At 70.8% G+C, this 9,960-nt stretch carries 9 protein-coding genes and 1 pseudogene; 6 read left to right on the top strand and 4 right to left on the bottom strand.

Features of this window, described 5'->3' with window-relative positions; all coding sequences use genetic code 11:
- Positions 1 to 415 precede the first annotated feature (415 nt).
- Together DXK32_RS31050 and DXK32_RS31045 are read right to left on the bottom strand one after the other, a co-directional pair.
- Positions 416 to 1,300, bottom strand: coding sequence for a lipid kinase (locus DXK32_RS31050; protein WP_114862027.1), 885 nt, complete (start codon positions 1,298 to 1,300; stop codon positions 416 to 418).
- Complete coding sequence (locus DXK32_RS31045; protein WP_114862026.1) at positions 1,297 to 1,974, bottom strand: HAD family hydrolase; 678 nt, start codon at positions 1,972 to 1,974, stop codon at positions 1,297 to 1,299. The genes DXK32_RS31050 and DXK32_RS31045 overlap by 4 nt, the downstream gene beginning before the upstream one ends.
- A gap of 204 nt (positions 1,975 to 2,178) precedes the next feature.
- Between DXK32_RS31045 and DXK32_RS31040 the strand changes: the two genes are divergently transcribed.
- From DXK32_RS31040 to DXK32_RS31030, 3 genes are all read left to right on the top strand, one after another.
- Positions 2,179 to 3,297 carry an AI-2E family transporter gene (locus DXK32_RS31040; RefSeq protein WP_247877429.1) on the top strand — a complete coding sequence of 373 codons (1,119 nt, stop codon included), beginning with the start codon at positions 2,179 to 2,181 and terminating at the stop codon, positions 3,295 to 3,297.
- A gap of 326 nt (positions 3,298 to 3,623) precedes the next feature.
- Positions 3,624 to 4,238, top strand: a complete 615-nt coding sequence (locus tag DXK32_RS31035; RefSeq protein ID WP_162801432.1) for a DUF2076 domain-containing protein — start codon at positions 3,624 to 3,626, stop codon at positions 4,236 to 4,238.
- A gap of 387 nt (positions 4,239 to 4,625) precedes the next feature.
- The gene (locus DXK32_RS31030; protein WP_114862023.1) at positions 4,626 to 5,684 is read left to right on the top strand and encodes a Glu/Leu/Phe/Val dehydrogenase dimerization domain-containing protein; all 1,059 of its coding nucleotides are present in this window, start codon (positions 4,626 to 4,628) and stop codon (positions 5,682 to 5,684) included.
- 7 nt (positions 5,685 to 5,691) lie between these two features.
- Here DXK32_RS31030 and DXK32_RS31025 read toward each other — a convergent pair whose 3' ends face one another.
- Positions 5,692 to 6,357: a MarC family protein gene (locus DXK32_RS31025; RefSeq protein WP_114862022.1), complete on the bottom strand. Its 666-nt coding sequence runs from the start codon at positions 6,355 to 6,357 to the stop codon at positions 5,692 to 5,694.
- Between the two features lie 247 nt (positions 6,358 to 6,604).
- Between DXK32_RS31025 and DXK32_RS31020 the strand changes: the two genes are divergently transcribed.
- The 3 genes and pseudogenes from DXK32_RS31020 to DXK32_RS31010 all read left to right on the top strand — a co-directional run bounded on the left by DXK32_RS31020 (position 6,605) and on the right by DXK32_RS31010 (position 8,695).
- Positions 6,605 to 7,609 carry an alpha/beta hydrolase family protein gene (locus tag DXK32_RS31020; protein WP_247877428.1) on the top strand — a complete coding sequence of 335 codons (1,005 nt, stop codon included), beginning with the start codon at positions 6,605 to 6,607 and terminating at the stop codon, positions 7,607 to 7,609.
- 42 nt (positions 7,610 to 7,651) lie between these two features.
- Positions 7,652 to 8,353: pseudogene (locus DXK32_RS31015) on the top strand (class I SAM-dependent methyltransferase); the annotation flags it as partial.
- A 138-nt stretch (positions 8,354 to 8,491) separates the two neighbouring features.
- Entirely contained in the window at positions 8,492 to 8,695 is a 204-nt protein-coding gene (locus DXK32_RS31010) for a hypothetical protein (RefSeq protein WP_114862019.1), read from the top strand.
- Between the two features lie 17 nt (positions 8,696 to 8,712).
- On the opposite strand, the gene DXK32_RS31005 is transcribed toward DXK32_RS31010, so the two are convergent.
- On the bottom strand, positions 8,713 to 9,543 hold the full coding sequence (locus DXK32_RS31005; protein ID WP_114862018.1) for a hypothetical protein: 831 nt from the start codon (positions 9,541 to 9,543) through the stop codon (positions 8,713 to 8,715).
- Between the last annotated feature and the right edge of the window lie 417 nt (positions 9,544 to 9,960).

Here is a 9,960-nt window from a genome sequence, read left to right as displayed (position 1 = left end):
CCTGGCGCAGCGACTGGTAGGCCTTCGCCTTGAAGCTCATCCCCTGATCCAGGGGCGCGACCGAGAAACTCATCGTCTGCATGGCTGTTCCCGTCCCTGACTCTTCTTGCCCCTCGCGTGGGAGGGCCCCCGGCTGAAGGGGTTTGAGCCGCGGTTTCGTTGCCCCGGAGAAGGGAAGCGGCTTGGATTGGTGATACGGTATACCAGATACCACTAGCCCGCAAGCGATTATGTTCGCTCAGCGAACTGTTTCACGAGCGGACTTGGAACGGAGGGGGAATGTCGCGCCGGGGTTGTGGCGAGTCGTGGAGAAGACGGGCCCCCACCCTAACCCTCCCCCGCTGTCGCAGGGGAGGGGACGGACGTCATCTCCCTCCCCTGCGCAGCGGGGGAGGGCCGGGGTGGGGGCAAGGCCTCACCGCGGTGGTGCTATGACCGCGACGGCTCCCGGCCGCACGCGAAAGCGCGCCGGGGTGTGGGTGGTGATGTCGCCGTCGGTGTTGACTGGGCGGCGGTGGCGGGTGGTGATCTCCACCTCCTGCCCGTACCAGGCGTGAACGTTCTTCCAGTGCCCATGCCGGCCGCGGCGGAAGTCCGGGTACAGCAGGGGCCACTCCCACCAGCCGCGCAGGTCGATGCTGTAGACGTCCAGCTGCCCGTCGTCGGGGGCGGCGTTCTCCTGCACGGTCATGCCGCCGCCGTAATGGCGCCCGTTGCCGACGCCGATCTGCACCGACTTGACGCGGTGCCGCACCCCGTTGATGCGGATCTCGGCGCGAAAGGGCGCCATGCGCCGCGCCACGCGGAACGCCGCCACGGCGTAGCCGAAGACGCCCCAGCGCCGCTTCATCTCGCGCGTCAGTTCGCGGGCCAGCTCGACGCTCAGGCCGATGCTGGCGACGTTGAAGAAGGCCACGCCGTTGACTTCGCCCAGGTCGATCCGGCGAATCGGGCCGCTGACCGCCAGCTTCGCCGCCTCCCGCAGGTCCAGCGGGATTCCCAGCGTGCGCGCCAGATCGTTCGCCGTGCCCATGGGCAGGATGGCCAGCGGCAGGCCGGTGTCGGCCAGCGCCGGGGCGGCGGCGTTCAGGGTGCCGTCGCCGCCCCCGATGATGACCATGTCCACCGAGTCGGCATGGTCGCGGATCGCCTCGGCGATGTCCTCCCGCTCGCGGCACTCGGCGCGGATCAGGGTGACGCCCGCCCTCGTGGCCTCCTCCCGGATATCGTCGAGCGCGCGCCGCCCCTGGCGGGCCTTCCCGTTGATGATCAGCAGCGCGCGGCACCGGTCGGCGCTCAGCGCCGGCCTCCCACCTCGTCCAGATGCTCCAGCAGGCTGGCCGGGTCCTCGTAGACGCGGAAGGCGCCGGCCCGCTCCAGCTCGTCCTGCCCGTAGCCGCCGGACAGCAGCCCGATGCTGAGCGCGCGGGCGCGCCGCGCGGCGAGGATGTCCCACACGCTGTCGCCGACCACGATGGCCGTTTCGATGGGAACACCCAGCCGCTCCGCCGCGGCCAGGAACAGGTCGGGGTCGGGCTTGGCGTATTTCACCTGATCGCGCGTGACCACCGGCACCTCGTCCGGGTCGACGCCCAGAGCCTCCAGCCCGGAGCGCGCCGTCTCGATCCGGCCGCTGGTGGCGATGGCCCAGGGGATGCCCGCCGCCGTCAGGTGGGACAGCAGCTCCTGCGCGCCGGGCAGCGGGCGGACGCGCCCGGCCAGACCGCGGAACGCCTCGGCGTGGCGGCGTCGCAACCGCTCCAGAAGCTCCGGGCTGATGGCGAGGCCGGTCTCGCGCAGCAGCATGTTGGCGAACAGGCCGCCGCTCATGCCGATCTTGCGGTGGATGCGCCACACCGACAGCTCGATCCCCTCATGGTCCAGCGCCTCCTGCCAGGCCAGCACATGCTGGTAGACGCTGTCGATCAGCGTGCCGTCGAGGTCGAACAGGAAAGCCGTGTTGATGCGGTCCATGGCATGAGTCCCCAGGCTTGAATCCCGCTCCGGCGGAGCCGGCCCCAGTGAGTTGGTGGCAGCTCCGCTGCGCCGCAACGTCCCCCCGGTGGCAATTCTGCGCTCCCGCCGGGACCGGGGCGTCGCGGAACTTCGCGGCCGGTTTCGCGTCAAGCTCATGCTGCCCAACTGGCAGCGCGGCGCAACGGCGGGGAGCGGACGGCCTTGGCACAGCGTGAGGACGCGGACATGGAGCGCGGCTGGTCCATCGACCGGATGACGCTCGGCCTCTGGCTGGTCGGCCTGCTGGCCGCCGTCGCCGTCCTGTGGGTCGTGAGCGCCGCCTCACCCGTCCTCATCCCGCTGGCCGGGGCCTTCTTCGTGGCGGTCGCCGTGGCGCCGATCGGGCGCTGGATGCGCGACCGGGTGCCGCCGCGGCTGGCCCTGCTCGGCCCGCTCGCCGCCATGCTGACGGTGCTGCTGGTTCTGGCCGTCTTCGCCGGGAGCCTGTGGTTCATTGGCCAGCGCGTGGCCGGCGAGGTGCCGCGCCACGCCGAGGAGCTGCAACGGCTGTGGGGGCAGGCGAACGGCTGGATCGACGGGCTGCGCGCGCAATTTCTTGGCGATTCGGGCGGCGGCTCCGATTCCGGAGGCGGTGGAGCGGAGGCGCTGTCCGGGCTCGTCGCGTCGGTGCTGACGGCGGCGCGGGAGGCCGTCTCGACGCTGGTCATCGTGCTGTTCCTCGCCTTGCTGATGCTGGTCGAGGCGCCGGTCTGGCGGGAGAAGATCGTCAAGACGCTGGGGCCGGAGCGCTGCGCCACCACCGTCACCGCGGTCACCGCCATCGCCCAGCAGTTCCGCCGCTTCCTGCTGGTCAGCACGACGTTGGGCCTGATTACCGGGGCGCTCTACATCGGCTGGCTGTCGCTGTTCGGAATCGACTTCCTGTTCCTGTGGGGCTTCCTGGCCTTCCTGCTGAACTACATCCCGGTGATCGGGTCGGTGGGGGCGGCCATGCTGCCCGTGCTGATGGCGCTGGCCCAGGGCGGATCGACCACCGCCCTGATGGTCGCGGGCGGGCTGCTGGTGATCGAGCAGGTGATGGGCAACTTCATCGGCCCGCGGCTGGAGGGCAAGCAACTGGCCATCTCGCCCCTGGTGATCGTCAGTTCGCTGCTGCTGTGGAGCTGGCTGTGGGGGGCCGCCGGGACCGTGCTGGCCGTGCCGATGACCGTCCTGATCGCCATCGCGCTCAGCCACATCGACGCGCTGCGCCCCTTCGCCTTCGTGCTGAGCGACAAGAGCGACCGCCGGCGCTTCGAGGCGCGCACCCGGCCCGAGTAACGCAGCGCTGTTTTTCCGTTGCTTTTCTGGCGCCCCCCTCTCTTGACAGGGTTCCCGGCCCTCCCCACGTCTCCGGGACCTGTGATCCGGGCCCCTCTGGCGACTTAGACGTGGTCGCGATGTCGGATCTCTTCACCTGCTCTTGCGCCGACGGGCGTGACCGCACTTGGAGGGACTGAATGCTCCCATGGACCCGCGATCCCCGGACCTCTCCCACACTCCCCACCTCCTTCCGGCCCCCTCCGGACGACGACGCCCACCCAATGGGCGACGCGCCGGGGCACGCCCGGACCATCCCTCAAACCACCGAGAGCACGAGCACCGCCATGGACCAGACCGAACGCCAGATCATTGACGACCTCTTCGCCAAGCTGCGTCAGGCCGAGGCCCAGTCCGGCCCGCGCGACCCGCAGGCCGAAGCCCACATCCGCGACACCATCGCCCGCCAGCCGGGCGCGCCGTATCTGATGGCCCAGGCCATCGTCATGCTGGAGCAGGCGCTGGCCGCCTCGCAGAACCAGAACCAGGAGCTGGAGCGCCAGCTTCAGGAGCGCCCGGCCGCGGCGGCCGGCGGCGGCGGCATCTTCGGCGGCCTGTTCGGTGGCGGCGCCAAGCCGGCCCCGGCCCCGGCCCCGCAGCAGCGCCCCGGCGGCTCGCCCTGGGGTCAGGCGCCCGGCGCCGCCCCGGCCTACGGCGATCCGCGCGTCGCCGCCTACGCCCAGCAGCCGCAGCGGGCCGGCGGCGGCTTCATGGCCGGCGCCATGCAGACCGCCATGGGCGTGGCCGGCGGCATGCTGATCGGCAGCGCGCTGTCCAGCGCCTTCTCCGGCGGCGGCGAGGCCATCGCCCAGGAGGCCCAGGGCGCCGTCGATCAGGTGGCCGAGGAGATCCCCAGCGAAGACGATTCGTGGGGCGGCTTCGGCGGGGACGAGGAGTTCTGATCCCCGCGGGGACCGGCCGGGCGGCCTCCCCCCACCGCCCGGCCGGTCCCCGGCCTCCCTCTCCGTCTTGAGAGCAGACCGGAAATGATCGTTCGCGGCCCCCTCCGCGACACTTTTCCGACGCGGAACCGTTCCCGCGCTCATCTCCTTGCTTTTTGCAGGCCGACCAACCGTCCGCCTTGCCAGCATTTTCATGCACATCTAGTTTCCTTCAAGAGAAGGTCCCGTCGCTCCACCGACCGATCAAGAAGGGGTGAAGCACAGGGCAAGGAAAAGCGGACACGCCGAACCATCGCACGGCGCGCGGAACCCTGCCGCGCGCAACGCCCGAGCTTTGCGCCACGGTGATCTCCGCTTTTTCAAAAAGAAAAAGATCAGGAGGAAACCGTGCCGCTGTTCGACCATCCCGATTTCGACGACCATGAACAGGTGGTCTTCTGCTCCGACGCCGCGTCCGGCCTGCGCGCCATCGTCGCCATCCACGACACGACACTCGGCCCGGCGCTGGGCGGCTGCCGCATGTGGCCCTACGCCAGCGACGAGGAGGCCCTGCGCGATGCGCTGCGCCTGTCGCGCGGCATGACCTACAAGTCGGCCCTGGCCGGCCTGCCGCTGGGCGGCGGCAAGTCGGTCATCATCGGCAACCCGCGCACCGACAAGAGCGAGGCGCTGCTGCGCGCCATGGGCCGCCATGTCGAACGTCTGGGCGGACGCTACATCGTCGCCGAGGATTCCGGCACCGGCGTTCCCGACATCAAGACCATGGCGCTGGAGACCGCCCACGTCTCCGGCGTGGTCGAGAAGGCGACCGCGAGCGGCGGCACGCGCAGCGGCGACCCTTCCCCCTCAACCGCCTACGGCGTCTTCGTCGGGCTTCGCGCGGCGGTGCTCCACCGCCTGCACCGCACCGATCTGGAGGGGTTGACCGTCGCCATCCAGGGCGTGGGCAGCGTGGGCGGGCACCTCGCCCGCTATCTGGCCGAGGCCGGAGCGCGGCTGTGGGTCGCCGACATCGACGAGGCGCAGGCCCGCCGCGTGGCCGACCGCGTCGGCGCCACGCCCGTGCCCGCCGACGCCATCTTCGATCTGGAGGTGGATGTTTTCGCCCCCTGCGCGCTGGGCGCCGTCCTCAACGACGGCACGATCCCGCGGCTGACCTGCCCGGTCGTCGCGGGTGCCGCCAACAACCAGCTCGCCGAGGCCCGGCACGGGCAGGCGCTGGCCGACCGCGGCATCCTCTACGCCCCCGATTACGTCATCAACGCCGGCGGGGTGATCGACGTTTATTACGAGCGCGCCGGTTACGATCATGGCCGCGTGATGACCCACATCGAGCGGATCGCCGACACGTTGACGGAAATCTTCGCGCGCGCCGACATGGAGCGCAAGCCGACCGCCGCCGTGGCCGACCGCATGGCCCGCCAGCGCGTGGGGCGCGCGCGCTGAATCAGGCTCAGCGCCCCGAGGCCAGCACGGGGAAGGCGTCCAGAAGACCGGTCAGCAGGATCTGGACGCCGACGCAGAACAGCAGGAAGGCGAACAGCCGCGTCAGCACGCGGGCGCGGGTGTGACCGAGCAGCGCCACCAGCCGGTCGGCGGAGCGGTAGGACAGCCAGATCAGCAGCGCGATGGCCAGCGCCGCCGCCGACACCCCGATGAAGAATTCGGTGAGCCCCTCGCTGCCCCGGGGGCGGGTGGCGCCGAGCGCGATGGCGACGGAGATGGTGCCGGGGCCGGTGGTGAAGGGGATGGTCAGCGGGAAGAAGGCCGATTCCCCCACATCGGAGTTCCCGGCCTCCTCCGCCGGCGCGGCCTGTTCCTGCTTGCGGGCCTCGTGGGCTTCCGGCGCGCTCAGCAGCGCCCAGGCGCGCTCGGCCACCACGAAGCCGCCGGCGATCCGCAGCGCCGCCAGCGAGATGCCGAAGAAGTTCAGCACGTAGGACCCCGCCCACAGGGCCGTCAGCATGACGATGGCCGAATAGACGGCGACCCGTGTGGCGAGCTGCGCCCGCTCCTTCGGGCTGCGCTCCGCCGTCACTTGGCTGAAGATCAGCGCCATGGCGACGGGGTTGACGATCGAGAACAGCGCCGTGAAGGCGAGAAGGAAGCTGTCGAACATGGGACGGGCCGACCTGTGCCTTGGCGGTTGGCGGGGCGCACCGCCGTGGTACAGGCCGGCCCGTTTCTTGGCAAGGCGCCATGATTTGCGAACCCCATTGTTCAGGCAGGAAACACCGTGCTTGCTGTCCGACCGGCAAGACGGCCACACTCCCCCAACGGAAGGCCCGGCGGGGAAGGCCTGGTGACGTGATGCCGGAGGGGTTGCGATGGGTCCGCGGACACGGCGGTGGGTTTTGGCACTTGCGATGACCGGGCTGCTTCCGGCGGCCCTGCCCGCGCGGGGAGAGACGCCGGCCCAGTTCCGGGCGGCGGTGTCGCAGATCGCCTACGCCGATCCGGGCACAGGCAAGACGGTGCCGATCCTGCTGCTCTACCCGACGCGCGACCATGTCCAGCCGCTCCGCCGGGGCCCTTATCACCTGAACGTCGCCCCGGAGGGTGGGCCGGCTCTGGATTCCGTGCCGCTGGTGATGATGACCCAGGGACCGGCGCGCAACGGGCTGGCGATGGTCAGCGTCGGCCTGTTCCTGGCGCGGCGCGGGATGATGACCGCCATCGTGACCCATCTCGGCGGCCCGGAACCGGGCGCGGACCCCAGGACAGCCAAAGGCGACCGGACCGGCACCGTGCCGCTGTGGCCGGAGTTGCCGCTGCAGCTTCGCGCGGCGCTGGACGCCGTGCTCGACTCCTCGCCCATGGGCTTCCGGGTGGACCGGCAGCGCATCGGCGTGCTCGGCTACGCGGCGGGCGGCCACGCGGCGCTGGCGGCGGCGGGCGGGGTCGCCGATCCGGGGCGGCTGGCCCAGATCTGCGCCACCCATCCCGACGACCGGACCCTCTGCCCGGCGGGCGCCAAGACCGCCGCCGCGACCGCTCCCAAGCGGCTGGAGGCCGCCACCGACCCCCGCATCCGCTCGCTGCTGCTGATGGACCCGGTCGGCGCGCTGTTCGCGGACGGCGCGCTGTCCCGCGTCACCGTTCCGGTCCGGCTCTACGAGGCGGAGAAGGGCGACGAGAGCGGCGCTCTCCAGGTGGCGCGGGTGCGCGGCCTGCTGCCCCGGCCACCGGAGTACGACCTCGTCCCCGGCGCCGGCCATTACGCCTTCCTGACGCCGGTTCCGGCCAGCGCCGCCGCCCGCTTCGGCGCGACGGTGGAGGACCCGCCGGGATTCGACCGCGCCGCCTTCCACGCGCGGCTGAACGACGAGGTCCTCGACTATTTCCGGCGGACGCTCAACGCCGCACCCTGACCCGCCGGGGCCGGACCTGCCCCAACACTTGCCAACCATCAAGAAAAACGGAAACGCACCATGACGACGATGACCCTGAAGGAAGCCCTGGCCGAGATTCTGGACCCGCGGGACCGGACCGTGGTGGATGTCGGCTGCGGCGACGGGGCGTTGACCCGCCATTTCGCGGGCCTCGGCGCCCGGGCCATCGGCATCGAGATCAGCGAGGGCCAGCTCGCCCGCGCCCGCAAGGCGGAACCGGTTGCCGGCGCCGACTACCGCGTCGGCAAGGGGGAGGCCCTGCCGCTGGAGGACGCGTCGGTGGACGCCGTGGTCTACTCCAACAGCTTCCACCACCTGCCGCTGGCGGTCATGGCCGACGCGATGGCCGAGGCGGCGCGGGTGCTGAAGCCCGGCGGCACGCTGGTGGTGGTCGAGCCGATCGCCGAGGGCGCCTATTTCGAGGTCATCCTGCCCATCGAGGACGAAACCGAGGTGCGCGCCGCCGCCTACGACACGCTGAAGCACCCGCCGCTGCCGTTGCAGGCGGTGGACGAGACGGTCTATGGCACAGTGGTGCGCTACCGCGACGCCGATCATTACCTGACCCACGTCACCGCCGTGGACCCGGCGCGGCGCGAGCGCCTGCCCCCGGTGGAGGCCGAGGTCCGCCGCCGCTTCGCCGCCAGCGGGCGGATCGACGCGGAGGGCATGACCGCCTTCGACCAGCCGATGCGGCGTATGGCCTTCAAGAAGCTGCCGTAAGCACGGATCGCTTGGCGGTTGGCCACTTGGCAGCGATACGGCGGCGTGCCAGCATGAGCGCCGCCGTTTGGTCACAGGCGCGCCATCGCGCGTCCGGGGCATAGTGGAGCGGCATACCCCTTTCGAAGGCCGAAGACCATGCGCCGCCCCACCTTCTCCGCCGCCGTCCTGCTTCTTCCGGCGGCCTTGCTTCTGACCGGTTGCGGCGTGGTGGTCGCCACGGTGGACACGGCGGCCAGCGTCGCCGGGTCCGCGGTCAGCGTCGCTGGCGACGTGGTGTCGGCGACGGCCCACGTGGCGACCGCGCCCTTCCGCGGCGGCGACGACAAAAAGGACGAATGACGCTCAGCGCCGGACGCTCACCTCCGGAACAGGCGGCGCCACCAGGGGGTCTGCCGCCGCGCCAGCTCGGTCACCAGGATGCGGCACTGGTCGCGCATCGCCTCGTAGGCGGCGACCTCGGCTTCGCGGTCGCGGCGCAGGCCGTCCAGCGTGCCGGTCAGCCGCTCCAGCCGCTTTTCCAGCTCCGCGCCGGTGCGGCGCTCCTGCTCCAAAGCCGTTTGCGCCTCCTCGCTGCGGCGTTCCGCCGCCTCGATGCGCTGGCGGAAGCCGCGCTCCCGCGTCTCCGTGTCGGCGATCAGCCGTTCCACGAGGTCGCCGATGCGCTTGCGCTCGGCCTCGCGGTCGGCCTGGAGCCGGTCCAGCGCCACCGCGTGGGACAGGCGCAGGGCGGCGATCTCCGCGTTCACCGCGGACAGCCGGTCCTCCGCGTCCTGAAGCGCGCGGGCCATGCCCTGCTCGCGCGCCGAGGTCTCGGCGATCAGCGTCTCGACCAGTTGGTTGATGCGGTCGCGCTCCGCCTCGCGGTCGCCCTGGAGGCTCCCGACGTCCCCGGAGCGTGCCCGCTCCACCTGCCCGATGGCCTCGCGCCAGCGTTCGCGCTCGGAGGCGTGCTCGGCGATCACCCGCAGCCGCTCCGCCCGTTCGCTGTCCGCCGCGGCCTCCGCCTTGGCGATCTGTTCGCCCAGAGTGGCGACCTGATCCCCGTAGACGCGCAGGAGTTGCGTGGTTTCCTCCGACGGCGCCCCCAGGGGCGCCTTTGGCGCGCGTTGACGCGTGGCCCGCTTGGCCGGTGCCGCGGGCGGAGGCGGCGTGTCCTCGGCGTTGGAGAGCGGCATCATCTCGGTCATCGCGGCTTATCCTGACAGTCGGGCCTGCAGCGCCACAGTAGCGCGTCCGGCGCGCCACGCACAGGAACCTTTTTCCATAGGCCAAGGCCGGGAAACGGTCGGCGGAAGCGCCGACGAGAATTCATCTCGCATTTTTACGAATTTCGCCGGCAAATTTTGCAAAATCAGGTCTGTTAACAGGTTTTAAAACCGCTTTAACGCCGACTCCCGCCTCTCGCCAAGGTATTAACACCAACGATTGACAGTACGGATTTCGATTGGTTTTTTGAATGATGTTTGCAGGCGCGAAGAAGACTTTTCCTAAAAAGCAAATCAATCGCCCTGGCCGATTCGATGTTGCGGAGAACCCCATGCGTGCTGTTCTGGTTGAACCGAACCCCCTGATCGCCGACGCGCTCGGCCGTCAGCTCGGCATGG

Origin of the sequence: Azospirillum brasilense, from assembly GCF_003349955.1 — a bacterium.
Classification (GTDB): Bacteria; Pseudomonadota; Alphaproteobacteria; order Azospirillales; family Azospirillaceae; genus Azospirillum; species Azospirillum brasilense_B.
This window is presented reverse-complemented; position numbering and strand designations above follow the sequence as displayed.

Excerpts from the sequence above, each read along its gene's own strand:
- DXK32_RS31020 (WP_247877428.1), top strand. The coding sequence starts at position 6,605 with ATGACCGGGCTGCTTCCGGCGGCCCTGCCCGCGCGGGGAGAGACGCCG.
- DXK32_RS31025 (WP_114862022.1), bottom strand. The coding sequence starts at position 6,357 with ATGTTCGACAGCTTCCTTCTCGCCTTCACGGCGCTGTTCTCGATCGTC.
- DXK32_RS31035 (WP_162801432.1), top strand. The coding sequence starts at position 3,624 with ATGGACCAGACCGAACGCCAGATCATTGACGACCTCTTCGCCAAGCTG.
- DXK32_RS31005 (WP_114862018.1), bottom strand. The coding sequence starts at position 9,543 with ATGACCGAGATGATGCCGCTCTCCAACGCCGAGGACACGCCGCCTCCG.
- DXK32_RS31010 (WP_114862019.1), top strand. The coding sequence starts at position 8,492 with ATGCGCCGCCCCACCTTCTCCGCCGCCGTCCTGCTTCTTCCGGCGGCC.
- DXK32_RS31045 (WP_114862026.1), bottom strand. The coding sequence starts at position 1,974 with ATGGACCGCATCAACACGGCTTTCCTGTTCGACCTCGACGGCACGCTG.